The 22,305-nt window shown below is 70.5% G+C and carries 20 protein-coding genes; 5 read left to right on the top strand and 15 right to left on the bottom strand.

Translation table 11 applies throughout. The features are described 5' to 3' along the window. Positions 1 to 44 precede the first annotated feature (44 nt). On the top strand, positions 45 to 1,793 hold the full coding sequence (locus ACZYRS_RS29550; RefSeq protein WP_463422060.1) for a chloride channel protein: 1,749 nt from the start codon (positions 45 to 47) through the stop codon (positions 1,791 to 1,793). 1 nt (position 1,794) lies between these two features. Here the strand turns inward: ACZYRS_RS29550 and ACZYRS_RS29545 are convergent, their stop codons facing one another. After that, on the bottom strand, positions 1,795 to 2,805 hold the full coding sequence (locus tag ACZYRS_RS29545) for a zinc-binding alcohol dehydrogenase family protein (protein WP_463422059.1): 1,011 nt from the start codon (positions 2,803 to 2,805) through the stop codon (positions 1,795 to 1,797). 86 nt (positions 2,806 to 2,891) lie between these two features. Here ACZYRS_RS29545 and ACZYRS_RS29540 point away from each other — a divergent pair, with 86 nt between their 5' ends. After that, positions 2,892 to 3,809: a LysR family transcriptional regulator gene (locus tag ACZYRS_RS29540; RefSeq protein ID WP_463422058.1), complete on the top strand. Its 918-nt coding sequence runs from the start codon at positions 2,892 to 2,894 to the stop codon at positions 3,807 to 3,809. Here the strand turns inward: ACZYRS_RS29540 and ACZYRS_RS29535 are convergent. The 5 genes from ACZYRS_RS29535 to pgaA all read right to left on the bottom strand — a co-directional run bounded on the left by ACZYRS_RS29535 (position 3,793) and on the right by pgaA (position 11,145). Then, on the bottom strand, positions 3,793 to 4,590 hold the full coding sequence (locus tag ACZYRS_RS29535; protein ID WP_463422057.1) for an SDR family oxidoreductase: 798 nt from the start codon (positions 4,588 to 4,590) through the stop codon (positions 3,793 to 3,795). The two genes, ACZYRS_RS29540 and ACZYRS_RS29535, sit on opposite strands and share 17 nt — an antisense overlap. Before the next feature lie 118 nt (positions 4,591 to 4,708). After that, the gene (pgaD, locus tag ACZYRS_RS29530; protein ID WP_198786385.1) at positions 4,709 to 5,293 is read right to left on the bottom strand and encodes a poly-beta-1,6-N-acetyl-D-glucosamine biosynthesis protein PgaD; all 585 of its coding nucleotides are present in this window, start codon (positions 5,291 to 5,293) and stop codon (positions 4,709 to 4,711) included. Then, a complete protein-coding gene (gene pgaC / locus ACZYRS_RS29525; RefSeq protein WP_463422056.1) occupies positions 5,283 to 6,569 on the bottom strand; it encodes a poly-beta-1,6-N-acetyl-D-glucosamine synthase in 1,287 nt (428 codons plus the stop codon). Before pgaC ends, pgaD begins: the two co-directional genes overlap by 11 nt. Continuing rightward, positions 6,566 to 8,638 carry a poly-beta-1,6-N-acetyl-D-glucosamine N-deacetylase PgaB gene (gene pgaB / locus ACZYRS_RS29520; protein WP_463422055.1) on the bottom strand — a complete coding sequence of 691 codons (2,073 nt, stop codon included), beginning with the start codon at positions 8,636 to 8,638 and terminating at the stop codon, positions 6,566 to 6,568. The genes pgaC and pgaB overlap by 4 nt, the downstream gene beginning before the upstream one ends. After that, positions 8,638 to 11,145, bottom strand: a complete 2,508-nt coding sequence (gene pgaA / locus ACZYRS_RS29515; RefSeq protein WP_463422054.1) for a poly-beta-1,6 N-acetyl-D-glucosamine export porin PgaA — start codon at positions 11,143 to 11,145, stop codon at positions 8,638 to 8,640. Before pgaA ends, pgaB begins: the two co-directional genes overlap by 1 nt. A gap of 389 nt (positions 11,146 to 11,534) precedes the next feature. Here pgaA and ACZYRS_RS29510 point away from each other — a divergent pair, with 389 nt between their 5' ends. After that, positions 11,535 to 12,371, top strand: coding sequence for a creatininase family protein (locus ACZYRS_RS29510; protein WP_463422053.1), 837 nt, complete (start codon positions 11,535 to 11,537; stop codon positions 12,369 to 12,371). Positions 12,372 to 12,378: 7 nt separating this feature from the next. On the opposite strand, the gene ACZYRS_RS29505 is transcribed toward ACZYRS_RS29510, so the two are convergent. The 9 genes from ACZYRS_RS29505 to ACZYRS_RS29465 all read right to left on the bottom strand — a co-directional run bounded on the left by ACZYRS_RS29505 (position 12,379) and on the right by ACZYRS_RS29465 (position 19,894). Then, complete coding sequence (locus ACZYRS_RS29505) at positions 12,379 to 13,353, bottom strand: threonine dehydratase (protein ID WP_463422052.1); 975 nt, start codon at positions 13,351 to 13,353, stop codon at positions 12,379 to 12,381. Positions 13,354 to 13,370: 17 nt separating this feature from the next. Further along, entirely contained in the window at positions 13,371 to 14,003 is a 633-nt protein-coding gene (locus ACZYRS_RS29500; protein ID WP_463422051.1) for a LysE family translocator, read from the bottom strand. Positions 14,004 to 14,008: 5 nt separating this feature from the next. After that, on the bottom strand, positions 14,009 to 14,701 hold the full coding sequence (locus tag ACZYRS_RS29495; RefSeq protein ID WP_463422050.1) for a VOC family protein: 693 nt from the start codon (positions 14,699 to 14,701) through the stop codon (positions 14,009 to 14,011). Positions 14,702 to 14,718: 17 nt separating this feature from the next. After that, on the bottom strand, positions 14,719 to 15,642 hold the full coding sequence (locus ACZYRS_RS29490) for a PhzF family phenazine biosynthesis protein (RefSeq protein WP_463422049.1): 924 nt from the start codon (positions 15,640 to 15,642) through the stop codon (positions 14,719 to 14,721). A 5-nt stretch (positions 15,643 to 15,647) separates the two neighbouring features. Further along, the gene (locus ACZYRS_RS29485) at positions 15,648 to 16,289 is read right to left on the bottom strand and encodes a glutathione S-transferase (RefSeq protein WP_463422048.1); all 642 of its coding nucleotides are present in this window, start codon (positions 16,287 to 16,289) and stop codon (positions 15,648 to 15,650) included. Positions 16,290 to 16,293: 4 nt separating this feature from the next. Then, positions 16,294 to 16,956, bottom strand: coding sequence for a LysE family translocator (locus ACZYRS_RS29480; RefSeq protein ID WP_463422047.1), 663 nt, complete (start codon positions 16,954 to 16,956; stop codon positions 16,294 to 16,296). 13 nt (positions 16,957 to 16,969) lie between these two features. Then, positions 16,970 to 18,172, bottom strand: coding sequence for an aminotransferase-like domain-containing protein (locus ACZYRS_RS29475; RefSeq protein WP_463422046.1), 1,203 nt, complete (start codon positions 18,170 to 18,172; stop codon positions 16,970 to 16,972). 95 nt (positions 18,173 to 18,267) lie between these two features. After that, on the bottom strand, positions 18,268 to 19,239 hold the full coding sequence (locus ACZYRS_RS29470) for a DMT family transporter (RefSeq protein WP_463422045.1): 972 nt from the start codon (positions 19,237 to 19,239) through the stop codon (positions 18,268 to 18,270). Between the two features lie 55 nt (positions 19,240 to 19,294). Then, positions 19,295 to 19,894, bottom strand: coding sequence for a LysE family translocator (locus tag ACZYRS_RS29465; RefSeq protein ID WP_198786372.1), 600 nt, complete (start codon positions 19,892 to 19,894; stop codon positions 19,295 to 19,297). A 103-nt stretch (positions 19,895 to 19,997) separates the two neighbouring features. Between ACZYRS_RS29465 and ACZYRS_RS29460 the strand changes: the two genes are divergently transcribed. Then, complete coding sequence (locus ACZYRS_RS29460; RefSeq protein WP_463422044.1) at positions 19,998 to 21,443, top strand: aminotransferase-like domain-containing protein; 1,446 nt, start codon at positions 19,998 to 20,000, stop codon at positions 21,441 to 21,443. A gap of 91 nt (positions 21,444 to 21,534) precedes the next feature. After that, positions 21,535 to 22,293: a PhaM family polyhydroxyalkanoate granule multifunctional regulatory protein gene (locus ACZYRS_RS29455; protein ID WP_463422043.1), complete on the top strand. Its 759-nt coding sequence runs from the start codon at positions 21,535 to 21,537 to the stop codon at positions 22,291 to 22,293. Positions 22,294 to 22,305 lie beyond the last annotated feature (12 nt).

The following is a 22,305-nucleotide window of genomic DNA, read 5'->3' as shown; positions in this document are numbered from 1 at the left end:
CATCATGCTGTGATGTAATTCGAGCTGCTCCGAACATCCCCTCCATGACTCCTTCTCCCCATCCCCCGCGCGGCGACTTCGCCCTCAACGCCCGCCTGCTGCGCATCACCGCCATGGCGATCGTCATCGGCGCCATCAGCACCGTGGCCGCGCGCGTGCTGCTCGACCTGATCCGCTTTTTCACCAACCTGTTTTTCTTCCAGACCTTCTCGCTGGCCGACCGCTCGCCGGCCACGCACACGCTGGGCGCCTGGGTCATCGTGGTGCCGGTGATCGGGGGGCTCATCGTCGGCCTCGTCGCGCGCTACGGTTCCGACAAGATCCGCGGCCACGGCATTCCCGAGGCGATCGAGGCGATCCTGTTCGGCAAGAGCAAGATGTCGCCGAAGGTCGCGGTGCTCAAGCCCTTGTCTTCGGGCATCGTGATCGGCAGCGGCGGGCCGTTCGGCGCCGAGGGGCCGATCATCATGACGGGCGGTGCCATCGGCTCGCTGATCGCGCAGTACTTCCATCTCACCGCGGCCGAGCGCAAGGCGCTGCTGGTGGCGGGCGCCACCGCCGGCATGACGGCGGTGTTCGGCACGCCCGTGGCCGCGGTGCTGCTGGCGGTCGAGCTGCTGCTGTTCGAGCTGCGCCCGCGCAGCCTCTTGCCGGTGGCCGTGGCGTGCGCGGTCGCGGGCTTCACGCGGCCACTGCTGATGGACGCGGGACCGCTGTTCCCGCTGCAGACGGCCGTGCCAGGTCCGCTCGCGATGCTCTCGTGCATCGTCGCGGGCCTCCTGTGCGGCATGCTGTCGGCCTCGCTCTCAATCTCGCTCTACAAGGTGGAAGACCTCTTCGGCAAGCTGCCGATCCACTGGATGTGGTGGCCGGCCATCGGTGGTCTGGCGGTCGGCATCGGCGGCTACTTCGAGCCGCGCGCGCTGGGCGTGGGCTACGACGTCATCGGCGACCTGCTGCACAACCACCTCGCGCTCGGCGTGGTGGCCGCGCTGCTCGCGGTGAAGGCGGTGATCTGGGTGATCTCGCTGGGCTCGGGCACTTCGGGCGGCGTGCTCGCGCCGCTCTTGATGATGGGCGCGGGCCTCGGTGTGGTGCTCTCGCACGTGCTGCCGGGCAACGACCCGATGCTGTGGCCGCTGGTGTGCATGGCCGCCACGCTCGGCGGCGTGATGCGCGCGCCGCTCACCGCCACCATCTTCGCCTTCGGGCTCACGCACGACAGCAACGCGCTGCTGCCGCTGCTGACCACATCGGCCGTTGCCTATGGCTTCACCGTGCTCACGATGCGCCGCTCGATCCTCACCGAGAAGATCGCGCGCCGCGGCTATCACATCTACCGCGAATACGGCATCGATCCGCTGGAGCGCCACTCGGTCGAGGAGGTGATGACGCGCGAGGTGCGCAGCATCGATGCGGCACTGCCCGTGGGCGATGCGCTCGCGCAGTACTTCGGCGAAGGCCAGGTGCACCGCGCGTACCCGGTGTTGCGCGGCAGCGCGGTGATCGGCATGGCCGACCGCGCGATGCTCGCGGCGTTCAGCGTCGGCACGGTGGGCGATGCCTGCGAAGGCTCGGCACCACTGTTCGCACTGGCGGGCGAGAACTGCCGCGTGGTGGCCACGCGCCTCGCGCGCCACCGGCTCGAGCGGCTGCCGGTCGTGAAGGACGCGCAGTCGCTCGCGCTCGTCGGCCTCGTCGCGCGCAGCGATCTCATCAAGCCCTCGCTCGCGCACTTCGACGAAGAGGAAAAGCGCGAGCGCATGCGCGGCCTGCCCTGGCAGGCCAGCTAGCTCAGAACCCCGCCAGCACGACCTTGCCTTGCGCCTTGCCGCTCTCGATGAGCGCATGGGCCTTCTTCAAATTCGCGGCGTTGATGGTGCCGAAGCTCGCGTTCGCCGTCGTGCGGATGCGGCCCGCATCGACGAGTGCGGCCACCTCGGCCAGCAGCGCGCCCTGCTCGGCGATGTCGGGCGTGGTGAAACGCGAGCGGGTGAACATCATTTCCCAGTGCAGCGAGATGCACTTGGTCTTCAGCGGCATCGCGTCGAGCACCTTCATGTCGTCGATCACCGCGAGCTGGCCCTGGGGCTTGAGGCTCTCGACGATCTGCGCGTAGTGCTGCTCGGTCTGCGTGAGGCTGGCGACCATGTCGACCTCGCCGATGCCCGCGGCCTTGAGCTCGGCGGCGAGCGGCTTCGAATGATCGATGACCGCGTGCGCGCCCAGCGCCAGGCACCACTCGCGCGTTTCGGGGCGCGAGGCGGTGGCGATCACGCGCAGCTGCGTGAGCTGGCGCGCGAGCTGGATCAGGATCGAGCCCACGCCGCCCGCACCGCCGGTGATCAGCAGCGTCTGGCCCGCGCCGCCGCCCTTGGGCACCTGCAGGCGGTCGAACAGCAGTTCGTAGGCGGTGATGGTCGTGAGCGGCAGCGCGGCGGCCTGCGCGTCGTCCAGGCTCTTGGGTGCGATGGCGGCGATGCGCTCGTCCACCGCATGCAGTTCCGAATTGGCGCCGGGTCGGATGATCGAGCCCGCGTAGTACACGCGATCGCCGACCTTGAAGTTCTGCACCTCGCTGCCGATGGCCTCGACGGTGCCGACTGCGTCCCAGCCCAGCACCTTGGCCTGGCCGGCTTCGGGCGCGGCGTTCTTGCGGACCTTGGTGTCGACCGGGTTGACCGACACCGCCTTCACGCGCACCAGCAGGTCGCGCGCGCCGGCGACGGGCGCGGGCAGTTCGATGTCCTGCAGCGATTCGGCGTTGTCGATGGGAAGGGGCTGGTAGTAGCCGATGGCTTTCATGGCGGATGACCTTTCAGAAACGATGCCTCGACTGTAGGATGGCAACGGCCATTTGATAAGTAGGCCTTCAACAGCAACACTTTCAAATGAAGATTGAAAATACCTCCGACTTGCGGGTGCTGGTGCACACGGCGCGCGGCGGCACGCTCACGGCCGCGGCCCATGCGCTGGGCATCACGCCCGCAGCCGCCAGCGCCACGCTCAAGCGGCTGGAAACGCAGCTGGGCGCGCGCCTCTTCGAGCGCTCCACGCGCGCGATGCGCCTCACGCCGCAGGGCCAGACGCTGCTGGACTACGCGGTGCGCGCCTTCGAGCTGCTCGACGAGGGCGAGTCGCTGGTCACGGCCGACCGCGGCGAGCTGGTCGGCACCTTGCGCGTCGCCGCGCCCTCGGACCTCACGCGCAGCACGCTGCTGCCGTGGTTCGACGAATTCCTCGCGCTGCACGCGGGCGTGCAACTTTCGCTCTCGGTGGGCGACCGTCCGCTGGACGTGATGCGCGATGAAGTCGATGTGGCGCTGCGCTACGGCGCGCTGGCCGATTCGAGGCTGGTGGCGCGGCCCTTCGCGATGACCAATCCGCTCCTGACCGCCTCGCCGGACTATCTCCGTCGCCATCCCGCGCCGAAGACGCCGCAGGACTTGGTGCACCACAACTGCCTGATCTTCAACCGTGGCGGCCGCCGCCACCGCATCTGGCGCTTCGCGCAGAACGGGCAGTGGACCGAGGTGCGGGTGAACGGTAACCGCAGCGTGGACGACGCCTCGCTCGCGCGCGAGTGGGCGGTGGCGGGGTATGGCATCACGCTGAAGTCGGCGCTGGACGTGCGCGACGACATCCGCAGCGGCCGGCTGGTGCACCTCATGACCGATTGGCAGACCGAGCCCTATCCGCTGCACGCGCTGCTGCCGAGCGGGCGCTTCGTGCCGGCGCGCGTGCGGGCGTTCGTCGATTTCCTTGCGCTGAAGTTCGAGGCGCTGACGGCCGTCAGATCAGCGGCGTGACCGCGCCGTCCATCGCGACGGTCGCGCCCGTCACGTAGCTCGCCCTGGGCGACGCGAGGAACACGACGGTGTTGGCGATTTCCTCCGGCGTCGCGATGCGACCGAGCGGCAGCCGCGCGGTCGCGCGCTTCAACGCCTCGTCGGTGTCGATGCCTTGCAGCTTCGCATCGGCCTTCATGCCTTCCTGCAGCCGCGCGGTCAGCGTAAGGCCGGGGTTCACCGCGTTCACGCGCACGCCCTTGGCTGCATAGGCCGCGGCCATGCCGGCGCTCACCAGCATCAGCGCCGCATTGGCCGCGCCGCCGGCCATGTGCACGGGGCTGGCGACCTTGCCGCCCTGGCCGATCACGTTGACGATCGCGCCGCGGCCGCGCTGGCCCATGCGCTTGACCACCGGATCGATCATGTGGATGTAGGTGAAGTACTTGGCGGCCATCGCGTCGTGCCACGCGGTGGGCGTCAGGTCGTCGGGCGGGGTGCGGCGCGCGGCGCCGGCCGAGTTGACGAGCACGTCGACGGGCCCGAAGGCCTTCTCGGCCGCGTCGAGCGCGGCCACGGCGCCGGCCGGGTCCTTCAGGTCGGCGGCATGCACAGAAACCCGGCCCTCGGCCTGGGGGAAGTTTTCCATCAGCGTCTGGCGTCCCTGCTCCAGGTTCTGCAGGTCGCGCGAGACGAGGCTCACGCGCGCACCTTCGCGCAAGAAGCCCAGCGCGCATGCGAGGCCGATGCCCTTGCTGCCGCCGGTGATGAGAACGTGCTGGTCCTGGAGTTGGAGGTCCATGAAAAAGTCCTTGGGAGGGGTTGTGGGTCGGCCGCGATTGAAGCACCGCCGCGAAACCCCTGCACGGACGCGGCTGTCCGCCGCGGCGCCGCAGCCCCTCATCGCCCCTCATCGCCCCTCAGCGCCTGTCGTTGGCGCGGCGCAGCGCCGGCTCCAGCGCCGCGGGCGCGGTGTCGGTCGCGTCGCGCAGTTGGCCGTCATGGTCGTGGTGCACCAGCAGTTGCCGCGCCCGCTGCCAGGCCGACAGGCGCGAGGGCGGCACCTCGATGTACGACGCCAGCGCGAACAGCGACGACTGCTCCTGGTCCGGCGGCGTCTCGCGCTCGTGCTGGCGGCGGCGCAGCGGCGCCATCATCAGCATCGAGCCCAGGATCGCGCCGATCACCACGGCGTAGAAGCCCAGCAGGTGCAGCACCTCGGGCTGCGAGCGCGCGCCCAGCACATAGGGCCAGGCGTACCAGACCGCGCAGAACCAGCTGGCCAGCGTGAGCGCCGGGCGCAGCACGCGCAGCCACAGGTACATGGCCAGCGTGCGCTGCGGCGAGCGGCCGCTGCCGAAGGCGCGCAGCGAAATGCGCGCGGCATCGATGATCGGCTCGTCCCCCTCGGGCTGGCCCCACGAGCGGCGCCGCGTCGGCGGCGCGGCGTCGGCATGGGCGGCCGCCTGCAGGACAAAGGAATGGGCACGGGATTCACGAGACATCGGAGACTCCTCGGTCGGGGCTCGTCCACACCGCGCGTTTGCCGCGGCGGCGTATCAGAGCATTGGGAAGGGCGATGACGGTGGTCGCCATCGTGATGGTCCAGAAAGCGATCGGGTACCAGATCGTTCCGGCGAAATAGCGCATCAGGTCGCGGTCGTAGCGGCGATCGATCCACAGGCTCAGGAGCATCTGCAGGATGCAGGTCATGGCCAGCAGCGTGCCCTGCCAGTGCGGCAGCAGCGCCGAGTGCCAGGACGAGTTCTCGGGCAGGAAAGGCCGCACGAGGCTGATGGCGAGCACCAGCGCCATCGTGTAGGCCCACACCACGCTCACCATGTACTCGGTGTAGACCAGCCACAGGCGCCACTGCCGCGGCCTGAGGATGCGCGGGGTGTAGCGCAGCATCGTCTGGATGCCGCCGATGGCCCAGCGCAGCCGCTGCTTCCACAGGCCCCGCAGCGTCTCGGGCATCAATATCCAGCACAGCGCGCGCGGCTCGAAGCGCAGGCGCCAGCCGCCCAGCTGCAGCTTCCAGCTCATGTCGATGTCTTCGGTCAGCACGTCGGGGCTCCAGAAGCCCACGTCGATCACCGCGCGGCGGCGGAACATCGCCAGCACCCCCGAGACCGTGAAGAGCGTGCCCACCAGCTGCTGCGAGCGCTTGATGAGCCCGATGATCGAGGAGAACTCGCCCACCTGCATGCGCCCGAGCAGCGTGGTGCGGGTGCGGATGCGCGGGTTGCCCGTGACGGCGCCGATGCGCTCGGAGCGCAGCATCGGCTGCAGCATCCAGGCGATGGCGTTTTCGTCCACCAGCGCATCGCCGTCGATGCCCAGGATGTACTCGCCGCGCGCGAGCTGGCAGGCGGTGTTCAGGCCCACGGCCTTGCCCTGGTTGCTCGCGTTGTGGATCACGCGCAGGCGGCTGTACTCGGCGGTCATCGCGTCGAGCAATTCGCCGGTGCCGTCGGTGCTCCCGTCGTTCACCGCGATCACCTCGTAGTGCGGATAGCGCGTGCGCATCAGCTGCTCGATCACCTCGCGCAGGTGCGGCGCTTCGTTGAAGCACGGCACCACCACCGTCACCAGCGGATGAAAGGGCAGCAGCGCGAGCGGATCGGCATCGACCTCGCGCTTGCGCTCGAACACCCACGCATGCGAGAGGCCGCCGGCCATCCACACCCAGGCCATGAAGAACGGGTAGTAGAAGACGAAGCCGAACAGCACCGGCGGCAGGTGCTGGATGAATGCCTGAAGCGTGTTCAGCGTGTTCATGGCGATCCGCTCTTTTCTGCGGCCTGCGGCGGCGGGTTTTCCTGCCGCAGCGGACGCGACAGCAGCGCGCGCACCGAGATCGCGCGGCGCACCACCTCCAGCGAGGGCTGGTTGTCGAGAAAGTCGTCGGGGTAGTAGCCCAGGTGGCGAATGCCGGCGCGCTGCAGCAGCGTCCACTGGCGCGCGAGCTCTTCATCGGGCACCGGTTTGCCGCTGCGCCAGTCGCGCGCCTGCAGTTCGAACACGGTGCCGTCCAGGCCGCGCGGCGTCTCGGCGGCGCGGCGGGCCAGGCGCGCGAGCCAGGCGTCGCTCTCGGCGGCGCTGCGCGCTTCGCCTTCCATGCGCGGCATGGCCATGAGGCCCACGTAGTCGTAGGCGGCGAGCGCGGCTTCGTAGTTCTGCGCGAACCACTGCTCGGCCGCGGGCTCGAGCACCGGGCGCGCATACAGGTTGCGCGCGGTCTCCAGGCCAGGGCGCCACGCGCCGACGCGCGCCGCGAGTTCCTGCGTGAACTCGGTCAGGTAGCGCGTCTTGCCGGCGGTCCAGCGCGCCATCAGCGCCGGGTCTGCGCGGATGGCGGCCACGTCGGGCGGCAGGCCCCAGCGCGCGTAGGTGGCGAGGGCGGCGGGGCTCGCGTCCTCGTCGTCGGAGAGCATCGCGTCGTCGTGGAACAGCAGGCCCTCGAAGAAGGCGTGGCGGCCGAGGTCTTCGTAGAGGTCGCCCACCAGCGTGCGCACCGCGGGGTCGAAGGGCGAGAGGCGGTGGTAGCGGTCCGCCGGCGTGGTGCCGGCCTGCGTGCGCACCGTGTGCGTCGCGAGCGGGTCCGTTGCGGGGAGGCGGAACGCCATCACCGGCATCCATGCGTAGACCTTCACGCCCGCGCGGCTGCGCAGCTGCCAGGCCGCGCGGCCGAACAGGTCGGCGCGCATCGGCAGATGGCGGTTCGGAAAGTAGAGCGCGTCGGCCACGCCGTCGCCATCGGCATCGGCATACGCCTGAAGGAACACCGAGCGCGGGCGCACCGCCGCCACGCGCTCGATCAGCGCCGAGAGGTTGCGCTCCTGCTGCGCCGGGTCGGGGTCGTAGACATAGTCCAGGTCCACGTGCATCACGCGGTTGGTCGCGCGCAGTTCGCCGCCCACGGGGCTGCGCAAAAGTCGCGCGTACTCGGGCGCCTCGTTGTCGTAGGCCACCAGCGCTCGGCGGATCTGCGAGAGCGGCACCGCGGCCGTGTTCGGCCCGTCGTCCAGCGTGAGCGTGATCGGCATGCCCGCGCGTTCGGCGGCCTTCAGCGCCGCGGCGTTGTAGGCGCCGTAGGGCCAGACCATCGCGCGCACCTTGGCGCCGGTGCGCGCCTCGATGATCTCGCGGCTCGCGCGCAGGTCGGCCTCGATGCGGCGCACGTAGGCGCCGTCGTCCTCGTAGCGGCCGGAGGCGGCGTCGTAGCGGTGCGTGGCCGCGGCCGGCAGCATGTTGCCCTGCGGGTTGGCCGGGATGCCGGTGTGCATCGCGTCGCTGTGGCTCGCGAGTTCGACCAGGCCCGAGCGCGCCATCTCTGCGGCCTCGCTCCAGCGCAGGAAGCTGTCGCGCGGCGCGGGCTTGTCGCCCCAGTGCACGAGCTGGCCTTCGGGCACTTCGAGCCAGCTGGTCACCAGCGCCAGCACCGCCGGGTACCGGTAGCGCTGCAGCAGCGGAAAGACCTTCGTGTACGCGCTGCGGTAGCCGTCGTCGAAGGTCAGCAGCACGGGCCTGGCGGGCAGCGGCGTGCGGCCGGCGCGCGCATCGGCGATCTGCTGCAGGCTCACCGGGTGGTAGCCGTTGTACTGCAGCCAGGCGAACACCTCGGCGAGCGTGCGCTCGTCGATCGCGGTCTCGTCGGGCGAGGTCTCGAAGCTCGCGCGCACGCCGGTGCGCACGTCGTGAAAGGAGAGCACGCGAAAGCTCACGCCGTCATCGGGGTCGGCGGGCGGCAGCGGCTGCGCGAGGGCCGGCAGCGCGAGCGCGAGCAACAGCGACAGCAGGACCGCACGCAACGCATGGAAGACAGGGAAGTGGGTGTTGTGCGGCATCACTGCAAGGGCGTCGAAAGGTTCAGGAAGACGCCGCGCTGTCGTTCGCGCACGCCGTCGTAGGGATGGGCCGAAATGCTCACGCCGTAGCGCAGCGTCATGCGCGGGCCGAGGTTCCAGCGATGCTCGTAGCGCACGCTCCAGAGCGCGCCGGTACCGAAGCCCGCCTGCCGGTAGCCGCCGCCGCCGATCTCCACGGCCTGGAAGAACTGGCGGTCGTCGCGCTTCCAGTTGAGCCACTGCGCGCGCACGCTCAGTTGCGCGCTGGCGTCGCTGGACGGGCTGAAGTACGCGACGTCCTGCGCGCGGCTGCGGCTGGCATCGGCGCCCAGCCGGGTCTCCAGCTGGAAGCGCGGCGTGCTGATCCAGCGCTCGCTCCAGCTGAAGTCCAGGCCGTTGCGCAGGTTGCCATCGCTGAAGTCCAGCTGCTTCCACTTCAGGTCGAAGCGGCGCGATTCGTCGACCACGTAGCCCACGCTCGCGCCGGCCTCGCGCGCGCCGACGCCGGTGACCTGCGCCTTCCACGGCAGCTCCTTGCTGTCGCCGTCGTAGGTGGCCGACAGGCGCCAGGCATCGCCCGCGCGGTAGTCGACTCGGCCCGCCACGCTGGTGCGGTAGGGGCCGGTGTTCGCGCGCTGCACCTCGCCCTCGGCCAGCCAGCGGCCGCGCTGCCAGGCCAGGCCCAGGCCGCCGCGCGCGCGGTTCGCATCGCCGAGGGCGGTGTCGCCGCGGCCGAGCGACTGGTCGTAGAACACGCGCCACTGGTCGTCGATGAGGCCGGAGCTGAGCCGGCTGTCCAGCCGCCATTCGCGGTCCGCGATGGCGGCGCCGCCGGTCGATGCGCCGGCGTCGATCTCCAGTTGCGCGCCGGTGATCGCGCGGCGCTTGCGCGCGAGGTCGCGCACCTCGGCGGCGTCGGGCGCGTCGGCCTCCAGCGATTCGGCGCGGCGCCGCGCCTCGGCGAATTCGCCCGCATCCATCAGCGCCTCGACATGGCCGGCGCGCGCGCTGATGTCGAAGGGCTGGTTGGCCGCCTGCGCCTGGAAGCGCGCGAGCGCGGCCTCGGGGTGGTCGCGCAGCCGCTCGGTGAGCGCCGCGCCGTAGGCGTAGCCCGCGTTCAGCGGCGCCTCGTCGATCAGCGTTGCGAAGCGTTGCTGGGCGAGTGCCGGTCGGTTGCCGTAGAGCGTCAGCAGGCCGCGCATGCCGCTCACGTCGGTGTACTGGGCGTTCGGCCGGCGGGCTTCGGGCGCCAGGCGCAGGAAGGCGGGCGTGGCGGCTTCGATGCGCTGGAGCAGCGCCTCGGCGTCCTCGAAGCGGCCGGTGTCCTGGTAGGCGTAGACGAGGCCGAAGTGGATCTCGTCGGGCATCGGCAGGTCGGCACCGGCCCGGGCGACGGCGGCTTCGTACAGCGGCACGGCATCGATCGAGCGGCGCTCCTGCGCGAAGGCGCGGGCGGCCGCGGCGAGTCCGTACGGCGGGAGTTCGGCGCCGGCCGCGCGCAGCGTGTCGTAGAGCGCGATGGCATCGGCCGGGCGGCCACGTTCGACCAGCGCCAGCACGCGGTCGGCCTGCAGGCGGATGCGGACGGTGCGCCACGCCTCGGCGTCGGCCGGCCCGGCATTCGCCGCGGCGGCATCGAGCCGTGCCAGCGCCGCGTCCTGGTCGGCGAGCACGCGGTCCAGGGAGGTCGTGCGCGACTGCCCCATGCGCTCGTCGCGGTCCTGCACGGCCCAGCGCAGCCGCTGGGCCAGCGCCTGCTGCTGCAGCGTGGAGAGCGACAGCGCGGAGAAGGTGCCGGGGTGCGCGCGCTCGGCCGCCTCGGCATCGTCGAAGGCGGTGGACGCGGCGCCGCTGGCGGCCAGCACGAGGTCGGCCTCGCGGCGCGCATCGGCGCGGCCGGGCTGCAGCGCGCTGGACGCGGTGTAGGCGGCGAGCGCCTGGAGCGTGTCGCCGCCGGCGCGTGCCACGGCGCCTCGCAACTCCAGCAGCGCGATGCGGTCCGAGGCATCGGTCGGCGCTGGTGTCGAGAGCGCGCGGTACAGCGCATCGGCCCCGGCGACGTCGCCGCTGTCCAGGTGCCAGAAGGCTTCGTGGATGCGCGCGTCGCGCGAGGCCGGCTGCCGCGCGCGCCAGGCGGCGATGGTCTCGCCCTGCAGCGCGAGGTCGCGCGTGCGGCGCGCCGCCACGGTCAACGGGCCCAGCGCGTAGTCGAGCAACTGCGCGGGCGGGAACCGGCGGGCCAGCGCGACGGCTTCGGCGAAGCGGCTGTCGCCGGCCGCGATGGAAATCGCGTCGGACGCCACGCGACGGCGCTGCGCATCGTCCAGCGGCGCCGCGAGCCAGGCGTTCAGCTGCTGCAGCGCCTCTGCGGGCGTGATGCGGCCTGCGCGGCGCGCGACGATCAATGCGTCGTGCTGCTGCGCGTCGTAGGCGGCCGCGCTGCGATCGGCGGCGGGTGGGTTCGTGGCGCGCGCATCCGCATCCGTATCCGCGTGCGCCTGGGACACGCCCAGCGCCAACGCGCAAACGATCGGTGGCCAGCCCCGCGCAATGCGAACGACGCGCGCGAGGTTTCGAGGCGACGAGCCGGCGAGCGCTTCATTGCGCCCGGCCGCGGCCGTGCCTCCATCTTTCTTGTGGATCGACACTCTGCTCCCTTTGACTTTTCCTTCTGCCGACCGGCTTGCGGTGCAGAAGAGAACCCTCCATGGCCGTGACAAGCCGTAGCGGAAAGTTCTTAAAAATTCACTTTAGACCAATTGATTAACAATCGACAACAAAGGTCGCGAAGATGGTTCATGACTGTGAATAGGTTCGCGATTTGCGCCATCTCTGTCGGCAACTTGTACGCAAGTGCAACTTTGGAGGGCCGGGTGCGCCGGCCTAAGATCGCGAAATGAACGCCCCTTCGTCCCCGTTGCGAACCCTTCCCCGTTTCTGGTCCCAGCTCACCACGCGCGATTTCGCGGCGCTCGATGCGGCCGCCACCGTCGCGGTGCTGCCGTTGGGCGCGACCGAGCAGCACGGGCCGCATCTGCCGCTGGGCGTGGACACGGTGCTGGCCGACGGGATCGTGGCCGCGTCGCTGCCGCTGCTGCCAGCGGAACTGCCGGTGCTCTTCCTCCCCACCCAGCAGATCGGCCTGAGCCCCGAGCACGCGCGCTTCGCGGGCACGCTCACGCTCTCGGCGGAGACGCTGATCCGCGTCTGGAACGAAATCGGCGCGGGCGTCGCGCGCGCGGGCGTGAAGAAGCTGGTGCTCTTCAACGCGCACGGCGGCCACGTGGGCGCGATGGACATCGTGGCGCGCGAACTGCGCGCGACGCACGGGCTCATCGTTTACAGCGTGAGCTGGTTCAACCTGCCGCTGGGCGATGCGGGCGCGCAGTTCAGTGCCCAGGAGCACCGCTTCGGCGTGCACGCGGGCGAGGTCGAGACCTCGATGATGCTGGCGCTCACGCCGCAGCGCGTGCGCATGGGCGAGGCGAAGGATTTCCGCTCGACCTCCGAGCAGCGCGCGGCCGACTACGCGATCCTGGGCAACGGCAAGAGCGCCAAGCTCGGCTGGGCGATGGAGGACTACAACGCCCAGGGCGCGGCCGGCAATGCGGCCGCGGCGACGGCCGCCAAGGGGCAGGCGGTGATCGACGCCGCCGCGCAGCAACTGGCGCTGCTGCTGGCCGAGGTGTCGCGCCTGCCGCTGGACACGGCCAACACCCAGCCGCTGCCCTGATCCGCCTTCAGGAAGAAGCGCTGCGCGCGAGCACGCCGGCGAACATGTCGGAATCGACATTGCCGCCGCTCACGCTGATGCCCACTGTCTTGCCGCGCCAGCGCGCCTGCTGTTGAAGCGCGCCCGCCAAGGCGGCGGCACCCGCACCTTCGGCCACGTTGTGCGTGTCGGAAAAGAGGATGCGCATCGCCTCGGCCACTTCGTCGTCGGTGACGGTGATCACGTCGTCGGCTTCGCGCAGGATCACCTCGACCGATTCGGGCACCGGCACGCGGCAGGCCATGCCGTCGGCCAGCCGCGTGCTGACCGGCGACTCGACCGGCTTGCCCGCGCGGAAGGAGTCGCGGTACGCGGTGGCGTGCGCCGACACCACGCCGATGATCTTTGTGGTCACGCCGCAATGCGCGCGCGCCACGGCCGCGCCGGCAAAGCCGGAGCCCAGGCCTATGGGCACGAACAGCACGTCGGGCGGCGCATCCTTGAACGCGCTGAAGAACTCGACATACGCGGTCGATACGCCGCGCACCAGTTCGCGATGGAACGACGGCACGCGGTGCAGCGCGTCGCGCTCGGCCAGCAGCGCCGCGTGCTCCGACGCCGCCTGGAAATCGTCGCCATGCTCGACCAGCGTGACGCCCAGCGCGCGCATCGCCGCGTTCTTCTCCTGCGAGTTGCCGTGCGGCACGACGATGGTGGCTGCCAGTCCATGCCGCCGCGCCGCGAAGCCGAGCGACTGGCCGTGGTTGCCGCGCGTCGCGCTGATCACGTGGCGCACCTCGGGGTGCTCGCGCGCAAGGGTCTCGAAATAGGTGAGGCCGCCGCGGATCTTGAAGGCGCCGACGGGGGTGTGGTTCTCGTGCTTGGCCCAGAGCGTCGCGCCCAGGCGCTGCGAGAGCAGCGGCCAGGTGTATTGCGGGGTCGGCGGCATCGCCGCATGCACGGTGCGCTGGGCGGCGTCGATCTCTTCGCGGGTGAATTTCACGGGCGTCCTTTTGTTGTTTACTTGCGTTCGGTCAGGGCGACCCGCACCGCCAGCGCGGCCAGCACGCTGCCCATCACGTAGCGCTGCGCGCGCAGCCAGCCGGCGCTTTGCGAGAGCACCGCCGTGATGCTCGCGGCGCCGAAGATCATCACCGTGTTGACCGTCGCGCTCGCCGCCATCTGCGCCATGCCCAACTGCACGCTCTGCAGCAGCACCGAGCCGCGCTCGGGATGGATGAACTGCGGAAAGAACGACAGGTAGAACATCGCGACCTTCGGGTTCAGCAGGTTCGTGAGAAAGCCCATGCGAAACAGCTTGCCCGGTGGATCGGCCGGCAGCGCGCGCGCCTCGAACGGCGCATTGCCGCCGGGGCGCACCGCCTGCCACGCGAGCCACAGCAGGTAGGCCGCGCCGGCGATGCGGATCGCATCGAACGCGAGCGGCACCGCCAAGAGCAGCGCGGTGAGCCCGAGCGCCGCGGCGAACAGGTGCACGAGAAAGGCCATCAGCACGCCGCCCAGCGAGACCATTCCCGCGCGGCGGCCCTGGATCAGCGTGCGCGAGACGCAATAGATCATGTTCGGCCCCGGCGTGAGCGCCAGCAGCAGCGAGGCGAGGGCGAACCAGGCGATTTCGGTGAGGGTCAGCATGAGGGTCAGAGTCCCTTGGATTCGAGCGTGACGGGGCCGCGCGGCGTATCGAACACGGCGACAAGGTTCGGCGGGCCGGCGTCCACCGGCAGCGCTTTCATGCCGATGGCCGAGAGCGCCGCCGACAGCGCGGGCGCGCGCGGGTGTGCGACGCGCAGCGAACGCAGCGCCAGGCCCGATGCGGGCATGGCATCGACCGGATGCACCGGCCCCCACTGGATCAGCGTCGGCAGCGCACCGTAGAACAGGCGCTGGCCATCGTCGCGCAACGTGATCTGCCATTCGAGGCGGCCGGCCGGCGTGTCGCGCGAGGCTTCGATGAGGTGGCCGCGGTCGATGTGCGCATGCTCCTCGCGGGCCAGCGCGCGCGTTGCGGCGGCGGCGTCGGGCACGCGCGCGACGAAGTGGATGAGCCGCGGGCCGTGCTGCGCGAGGCCCGCCTGCAGCGCGGTGTCGTCCATGTCGAACCAACGGCGCGTGCCGGGCCGCGAGGGGTGCTTGCCGGGCTCGATCGCGATGATCTCCGCGTAGGCCCGCGGGAACGCATCGCTCGCCACGTTCAGCAGCCGGTTGTGCGTGCCCATGAGCGGATGCGCGCCGCCGGGCCCGGGCGTGACGCCGAGCGTTTTTTCGCACCACGCCACGCCCTCGGCCAGCGAGGCGGCGGCGATCACCAGGTGGTCGAGTTCGGCGTGCATGCGCGGGCTCCTCCTGGCTACAGCGTGACGTTGCCGTCGACGCAGGTCACGGCATCGCCGCCGACCCAGATCTTTCCCTCGGCGTCGCGCTCGATGTACACGCGGCCCGCGCGGCCCAGGCACTGGCCCTGCGCCGCGAGATAGCGCTCGGGCATGTGGCCGTCGGCGATCAGCCATTCGGCCAGGCTCGCGTTCAGGCTGCCGGTGACCGGGTCTTCCTGCACGCCGATCGGCTCGGCGAAGGCGCGCACTTCCAGGTCGATCTTCGCGCCGTCGTCGTTCGGCGTCGCGGGGCGGTTGCCGAAGGCGCGCGCCTCGCGGTTGGAGCGGCCGATGAGCAGCGACGTGTCGTGCGCCGCGGGCACGCCCGCCACGCCGGCCTTCACGCCCAGTTCCTTGAGCGCGCGGTGGTCGGGCTGCAGCGCGAGCACGGCGTCGGCATCGTTCAGCAGCAGGCCGAACCAGACCGGGCCGTTGTCCAGCACCTGCGCCGCGATCACCTGCTGCGCCTTCAGGCCCAGCGCACCGGCCACCTTGGCAAGCAGCGCGGGGCTCGGGGCGCTGCGCTTGAGCGGCGGCGCGGCGAAGGCGAGGCGCTCGCCCTCGCGGCGCAGCGGCACGAGGCCCGCGCCGCACTGCTGCACCACGCGGCCCGCCACCTTGGGCTTGCCGCCGGCCTCCAGCCACGCGTGGCAGGTGCCGATGGTCGGATGGCCGGCAAAGGGCAGCTCGCCGCCGGGCGTGAAGATGCGCACGCGGTAGTCGGCCGTCGGCTCGGTCGGCGGCAGGAGGAAAGTGGTCTCGGAGAGATTGGTCCACTGCGCGAAGCGCTGCATGGCGGCGTCATCGAGGTCCTGGCCATCGATCACCACGGCGAGCGGGTTGCCGTAGTACGCGGTGGCGGTGAAGACGTCGACTTGCTTGAAAGGGCGGGATTTCATCGGATTCATTCGAGGGAGAGATCAAGCACGCCGCGCGTGCCGGGCCGGGAGAAGAGGTCGGCGTACCAGCGCTCCAAGTTCGGCCAGCTCGGCCGGTGGTACTCGGCGGCCGGCAGGTTGAACCAGCGATGTGCCTCGCAGCCGACCGGAATGTCGGCCATGGTGAAGCGCTCGCCGGCCAGGAAGGGCTGGCGCGCCAGGTGCGCATCGAGCACGGCGAAGAGCGCTTCGCTCTGGCGCACCGAGGCGTCGATGAGCGCGGCCTGGCGCTCGGCGGGCGGCGTGCGCACCCATTGCACGAAGGCGTCGCGGCTCGCGCGGTTGAGCGTGGTCTGCTGCCAGTCCATCCAGCGCTCGGCGTCGAAGCGAGCGGGCAGCTCGCTCGGATAGAGCGTGCCGTGCGAATGCTTCGCGCAGAGGTAGCGCACGATCACGTTCGATTCCCAGAGCGTCACGCGCTCGGCGCCTTCGCCGTCGTCGATGGTGGGCACCATCGCGTTCGGATTGAGCGCGAGGTACTCGGCCGTCTGCACCACGCCGAACTTGCCGCCGGCCTCGGTGCGCTGGAAATCGAGCCCGAGCTCCTGCGCGCACCACACCACCTTGCGGACGTTGATCGAGCTGATGCGGCCCCAGATGTTGAGCATGGTGTCAGTGTCCTTGTGGAGGCAATGCGGCCATCGGGGCCACGGGTCGGTCGAGCATCAGGAGGCGAATGGCCAGGCCGACCATCACCAGCGCGAGCAACGTGCGCTGGAATTTCTCGGCACCGGGCCGGCGCTGCAGCCAGCGGCCGACCTGTCCGCTGCAGGCGCCCAAGAGCGTGTTGAAGGCGAGCGCGGCCACCGACAGCACCACGCCCAGTTGCACCAGCTGCAGTGCCACGCTGCCGTGCGACGGATCGACGAACTGCGGCAGGAACACCATGAAGAACAGCAGCGCCTTCGGATTGACGAGGTTGTTCACGAGCGCCATGCGCACGATGCGTCCGAACCCCGAGGGCTGGGCCTGCGCATTCATGCGCAGGCCGCCACTGCGCAACGCCTGCACCGCGAGCCACACCAGGTACAGCGCGCCCGCATAGCGCAGCACGTCGAACGACGGCGGCCAGGCGGCCACCAGCGCGGTGACGCCGGTCGCCGCGAAGAGCGTGTGCACCAGGTCGGCGGCCGAGATGCCGACGGCCGCCGCGAATCCGCCGCGCGGCCCGTGCGCCACGCCGTGCGAGAGCACGAAGGCCATGTTCGGCCCGGGCGAGAGGAACAGCGCCAGCACGGCGAGCAGGAAGAGCGAGAGCGTCGCGATGCCGATCATCGTCCCCGCTCCCTCACACCGGTGCGGGCGCGAGCTTGTGCTCGCCCAGCAGCGCCAGCTCTTCGCGCAGCGTGAGCGCAAGCGCTGCGATGGCGGTGTCGATCTCTTCGACGCTGGCCGTCACGAACGACAGGCGCAGCGTGCGCGGATCGCCCAGGCCCGCGTAGAACGGCGCGCCGGGCACGAAGGCCACGTTGCGCTCCACCGCCTTGGGCAGCAGCTTGACCGTATCGACGCCCTCGGGCAGCCGCGCCCACAGGAACATGCCGCCCTTGGGCGCGTTGAACTTCACGTCCAGGCCGGCCATCTCGCGGGTGAGCGCGGCGATCATCGCGTCGCGCTGGCGCTTGTAGAGCGCGCGGATGGTGGGCACGTGGCGGTCGAGGAAGCCGTCCTTCATCACGGCCGACACCATGCGCTGCGTGAAGATCGGCGTGTGCAGGTCCACCGCCTGCTTGGCCTGCAGGAGCTTGGGGTAGATGGCCTTCGGCGCCACCAGGAAGCCCAGGCGCAGGCCGGGCGCCAGCACCTTGGAGAACGAGCCCAGGTAGATGCAGCCCTCGGGGTTGCGCGCGGTCAGCGGCAGCGGCGGGGCTTCGTCGAACCAGAGCTCGCCGTAGGGGTTGTCCTCGACGATCGGCACGCCCGCCTCGGCGGCAGCGGCCGAGACGGCGGCGCGGCGCGCCTCGGTCATGGTGCGGCCCGTGGGGTTCTGGAAGTTGGGCAAGAGGTAGACGAAGCGCGCGTCCTTCGCTTTCTCGACCAGGTCCGCGACGATCACGCCGTCTTCATCGCTCGCCACGCTGACCGGGTTCGGCTCCATCGGGCCGAAGGCCTGCAGCGCGCCGAGGTAGGTGGGCGTCTCGACCAGCACCTTGCTGCCCGGATCGATCAGCACCTTGGCCACGAGGTCCAGGCCCTGCTGCGAGCCGGTGGTGATGAGTACCTGCGCGGGGTCGACGTTCCACGGCAGCATGTCGGCCACGGCCTGGCGCAGCGGCGCGTAGCCTTCGCTCGCGGCGTACTGCAGCGCGGCCTGGCCGTCGTTGTGCAGCACCTCGGCGCAGGCGTCGGCGAAGGCCTGGATCGGGAAGGTCTTGGGCGAGGGCAGGCCACCGGCCAGGCTGATGATGCCGGGGCGTTCGGTGACCTTGAGGATTTCACGCAGCACCGACGGGTTCATCTTGGCGGCGCGGGCGGCGAGTTTCCAGTTCATGGCGTTCTTCTTTCAGGCGGGTGAGGTGAGATTCGATGGCAGGTCGCCAAGGGATGCAACAGGGATTTTGTTGCAGCCGGCGTGATGGGGTGCGGTCATCGGCTTCTTCCGGCCGCGACGCCATTGCCCGCAGGCAGCGGCGCAGCGGCGGGCGCCGCCTGCGGTTGCGACAGCTTCTTGCCGATCACCACCGTGGCCACCACCGCGATCGCGAAGCCCAGCGTCACCACGTCCAGCGGCTCGCCCAGGATCGGGATCGACGCGAGGATCGACAAAAAGGGCTGCAGCAACTGCGTCTGGCTCACGCGCAGCGCGCCGCCGAGGGCGAGACCCCGGTACCAGGCGAAGAAGCCGATCCACATCGAGAACATGCCCACGTACACGAAGCCCAGCCACGATGCCGTGGCGATGGGCTGCGTCGGCCACAGCGCCAGCGTGGCCGGCAGCGTGAAGGGCAGCGCCATCACGCAGACCCAGCAGATCACGCGCTCGGCGCCCAGCGAGGGCGTGACCTGCGCGCCGTAGATGTAGCCGAAGGAGGCCGCGATGACCGCGCCCACCAGCAGCAGGTCGGCCCATTCGAAACCGAAGCCGTGGCCCGCCTGATTCGCGCGCAGCACCGAGAACGCCACCACCAGCAGGCTCCCCGCGACCGCGCAGAGCCAGAAGCCCAGCCGCGCGCGCTGGTGCAGCACCCAGGCCGCGACCGCGGCCGTCACCAGCGGCAGCAGCGCCGTCACCACGGCCGCATGGCTGGCGGTGACCACGCGCAGCGCGTAGGCCAGCAGCAGCGGATAGCCGACGCAGTTGCCCAGCACCGCCATGCCCAGCGGCCGCCACTGGTGCGGCGCGGGCCGGGGCGAGCGCGTGACCAGGAGGAAGACCGCCGACAGCACGCCGGCCAGCGCCGCGCGCCCGAGCGTGACGAACCAGGGAGAGAGCTGCGGCGCGGCCTGCGTGCCGGTGGCCAGCCGCGTCATCGGCAGCGTCACCGCGAAGAGCGCCACACCGATCACGCCGAGCCACATGCCCAGCGTTTCGTCCTTGATGTCGAGGCGGCGGCTCATTGCGCAGCCTCCGCGCTGCGCGCTGCGGCATTCGCGTGGGGAGCGGCCCGGCGGCTCATACGCTCACCATCCACCAAGCCGTGAGCACGAGCACGAGGCCCATCGCGCGGTTGAACCACAGGAGGCGCTTGCCCTTGGCGAGCCAGTCGCGCAGCAGCGCGCCGACCAGCGCATAGGCGAAGTTGCTGACGAAGGCATAGAACAGCATCACCGGCGCGACGATGGCGAAGCGCGAGAGCGCGTCGGGCTGGCCGGCGATCCATCCGGCCACCAGCGTGAGCGCGAGAAGCCACGCCTTGATGTTGACGAACTGCAGCATCACGCCCTGGCCGAAGCCGACGGTGAGTTTTGCGCTGTCGGCACGGCCCAGCGTGCCGCTGCCGCTGAGCTTGTACGCGAGCCACAGCAGGTAGGCGATGCCCAGTCCCTTGATCGCCAGGCGCAGCGGCGGCACCGCCACCACCAGCGCGCCCAGGCCCGCCGCGCAGATCGCCAGCAGCAGCGTCCAGCCGATCGGCACCGCGACCACGAAGCGCATCGCGCGCGGCAGGCCGCCGTTGGCCGCCAGGGCGGTGGAGAGCGTGGTGTTGGGGCCGGGCGAAAAACTCATCGCCGTGGCCAACACCAGCAGCGCGGTGAATTCTTGCCAGTTCATGACACACACTCTAAACTTGAGACCATTACAGTTCCAGTACAGATGGCCGGACAAACAAGGCATCTGTATTGGTGACCCCATCGACACAGCACCTCGACACAGCATGCTGACACGAACCTCCACCCAGTCGTTGACCGGCCAGCTCGCAGACCGCCTGGCCGAGCGCATCCGCACCCGGCTGCTGCCGCCTGGCGCCCGGCTGCCCTCGGTGCGCGAATGCGCGCGGCAGCAGGGCGTGAGCCCGTACACGGTGGTCGCGGCCTACGACCAGTTGCTCGCGCAGGGGCTCGTCGAAGCCCGCCGGCAACGCGGCTTCTACGTGCGCGATTCGGCGCAGGGCCAGGACGGCCGTCCGGGCAAACCCGCCGACGCCGTCGGCGTGGGCGACATGCCCGCGGCCATGGCCGTGCAGATGATGGCCTCGCGCGTGCCGGCCGATGCGAGTTCGCTGATCCGCAGCATGTTCCACCGCCCGAGCGACAAGCCGCAGCCGGGCATGGGCGTGTTTCCGCCGGACTGGATGTCGTCCACCTTCATGCCCACGGCCGTGCGGCGCATGACCAGTACAGCCGTGCTGCAGGAGCTGTCGCTGCAATACGGCGAGCCCGCCGGCGACATGAGCCTGCGCCGCAGCCTCTCGCAGAAGCTGGTGGGCATCAACGTGCCGGCCGCGCCCGACCAGATCATCACCACCATCGGCGCCACGCATGCGCTGGACATCGTGAGCCGCACGCTGCTGCGCCCGGGCGATCCGGTGATGGTCGAGGAGCCGGGCTGGGCGCTCGAATTCGCGCGGCTGGAGGCGCTGGGCATGCGCATCCTGCCCGTGCCGCGGCGCGCCGACGGGCCCGACCTCGACGTGATGGCGCAGTACTGCGCGCTGCACAAGCCCAAGCTCTTCGTGAGCGTGAGCGTGCTCCACAACCCGACCGGCTACAGCCTCACGCCCGGGAGCGCGCACCGGGTGCTCAAGCTGGCGAACGAGCACGACTTCCACATCGTCGAGGACGACACCTACAGCCACCTCGCGCCCGAGCACGCCACGCGCCTGTGCGCGCTGGACGGCCTGCAGCGCACCGTCTACGTGAGCGGCTTCGCCAAGATCATCGCGCCCAACTGGCGCATCGGCTTCCTGGCCGCGCCGCCCGCGCTGAAGGACCGGCTGCTGGAGACCAAGCTGCTGGCCACGCTCACCTCGCCCACGCTCTTCGAGCGGGCGTTGTCGTGGTGCATCGACCAGGGCCAGCTGCGCCGGCATTCGGAGCGCGTGCGCATTCGCCTGGAGGGCGCGCGCGGGCGGTCGGTGAAGCTTGCGATGTCGCACGGCTGCACCTTCGCCTCGGAGCCGGCGGGGCTTTTCGGCTGGGTCGACACGGGCGTGGACACCGACGCGCTCACCCAGCGCATGCTCGACCAGGGCTACCTGCTCGCGCCGGGTTCGCTCTTCCACGCGCGCCGGCCACCGAGCACCATGATGCGGATCAACTTCGCAACCTCGCAGGACGCCACTTTCTGGAAGGTCTTCAGCAAGGTTCGAAGCGAGCTCTGACGGCGGGTAAAAGGCGGCGCCTGGCGGGCCAAAGCCCAGGGGCTTGGAGTAAGCTGGCAGCACAAGAAAACCCAGCCTGGAGACCTCCCGCATGACCAACGCCAGCCAACCCTTCAACTTCAGCCAGTTCGTCCCCGGATTCGACTTCCTGAAGAACCTGGCCGGGGGCGCCGCGGCGGGCGCCGGCGCGGCATCGGCGGTGCCGGGCATCCCGAGCCTGGCGAGCTGGGTGGCGCCCACGCTGAGCGTGGAAGAAGTCGACAAGCGCATCCAGGAACTCAAGACCGTGCAGTATTGGCTCGAGCAGAACGGCCATGCGCTCAAGGCCACGATCCAGGCGCTCGAGGTGCAGAAGATGACGCTCTCGACCCTGCGCGGCATGAACGTGCGGATGGAAGACCTGGCCAGCGCGTTCACCAAGCAGGCGGCAGCCGCCGCTCCGGCGCCCGCGCCCTTCGCAGCCGCCGCCCCCGAACCCGAACCGGTCGAGGAAGAAGACGAGGCCGAGATCGAGGAAGAAGAAGCACCGGCACCGAAGAAAAAGCCGCGCAGCAAGGCTGCCGCCGCCGATGGCGCCGGCGTGGTCGATCCGATGCAATGGTGGGGCTCGCTGACCGAGCAGTTCCAGCAGATCGCCAGTTCGGCGCTGCAGGACGCCGCCCAGCTCAAGGTCCCCGCCATGGCCCAGCCGCTGGCCGATGCGGTCGGCAAGGCGATGGGCAAGACGGCCGCCGCCAAGAAGCCCGCAGCCAAAACCGCGGCAAGAACCTCGGCCAAGAAGGCGGCAACGCCCGCCGCAAAGAAAAAGACGTCGGCCGCCGCCCGCAAGCGAACCACCGGCCGCCGCTGACGTCACACACAT

Source organism: Variovorax sp. AC194 (assembly GCF_979257995.1).
Note: the sequence above shows the minus strand (reverse complement) of the source record. Positions and strands in the feature narration are given on the sequence as shown.

What these genes read in the sequence shown, in the direction of transcription:
- pgaC (WP_463422056.1), bottom strand. Translation starts at nt 6,569, where the DNA reads ATGAACACGCTGAACACGCTTCAGGCATTCATCCAGCACCTGCCGCCG.
- ACZYRS_RS29485 (WP_463422048.1), bottom strand. Translation starts at nt 16,289, where the DNA reads ATGCTCAACATCTGGGGCCGCATCAGCTCGATCAACGTCCGCAAGGTG.
- ACZYRS_RS29490 (WP_463422049.1), bottom strand. Translation starts at nt 15,642, where the DNA reads ATGAAATCCCGCCCTTTCAAGCAAGTCGACGTCTTCACCGCCACCGCG.
- ACZYRS_RS29460 (WP_463422044.1), top strand. Translation starts at nt 19,998, where the DNA reads ATGCTGACACGAACCTCCACCCAGTCGTTGACCGGCCAGCTCGCAGAC.
- ACZYRS_RS29500 (WP_463422051.1), bottom strand. Translation starts at nt 14,003, where the DNA reads ATGCTGACCCTCACCGAAATCGCCTGGTTCGCCCTCGCCTCGCTGCTG.
- ACZYRS_RS29545 (WP_463422059.1), bottom strand. Translation starts at nt 2,805, where the DNA reads ATGAAAGCCATCGGCTACTACCAGCCCCTTCCCATCGACAACGCCGAA.
- ACZYRS_RS29540 (WP_463422058.1), top strand. Translation starts at nt 2,892, where the DNA reads ATGAAGATTGAAAATACCTCCGACTTGCGGGTGCTGGTGCACACGGCG.
- ACZYRS_RS29465 (WP_198786372.1), bottom strand. Translation starts at nt 19,894, where the DNA reads ATGAACTGGCAAGAATTCACCGCGCTGCTGGTGTTGGCCACGGCGATG.
- ACZYRS_RS29455 (WP_463422043.1), top strand. Translation starts at nt 21,535, where the DNA reads ATGACCAACGCCAGCCAACCCTTCAACTTCAGCCAGTTCGTCCCCGGA.
- ACZYRS_RS29535 (WP_463422057.1), bottom strand. Translation starts at nt 4,590, where the DNA reads ATGGACCTCCAACTCCAGGACCAGCACGTTCTCATCACCGGCGGCAGC.
- ACZYRS_RS29475 (WP_463422046.1), bottom strand. Translation starts at nt 18,172, where the DNA reads ATGAACTGGAAACTCGCCGCCCGCGCCGCCAAGATGAACCCGTCGGTG.
- ACZYRS_RS29480 (WP_463422047.1), bottom strand. Translation starts at nt 16,956, where the DNA reads ATGATCGGCATCGCGACGCTCTCGCTCTTCCTGCTCGCCGTGCTGGCG.
- ACZYRS_RS29495 (WP_463422050.1), bottom strand. Translation starts at nt 14,701, where the DNA reads ATGCACGCCGAACTCGACCACCTGGTGATCGCCGCCGCCTCGCTGGCC.
- ACZYRS_RS29510 (WP_463422053.1), top strand. Translation starts at nt 11,535, where the DNA reads ATGAACGCCCCTTCGTCCCCGTTGCGAACCCTTCCCCGTTTCTGGTCC.
- ACZYRS_RS29550 (WP_463422060.1), top strand. Translation starts at nt 45, where the DNA reads ATGACTCCTTCTCCCCATCCCCCGCGCGGCGACTTCGCCCTCAACGCC.
- pgaD (WP_198786385.1), bottom strand. Translation starts at nt 5,293, where the DNA reads ATGTCTCGTGAATCCCGTGCCCATTCCTTTGTCCTGCAGGCGGCCGCC.
- pgaB (WP_463422055.1), bottom strand. Translation starts at nt 8,638, where the DNA reads ATGCCGCACAACACCCACTTCCCTGTCTTCCATGCGTTGCGTGCGGTC.
- ACZYRS_RS29470 (WP_463422045.1), bottom strand. Translation starts at nt 19,239, where the DNA reads ATGAGCCGCCGCCTCGACATCAAGGACGAAACGCTGGGCATGTGGCTC.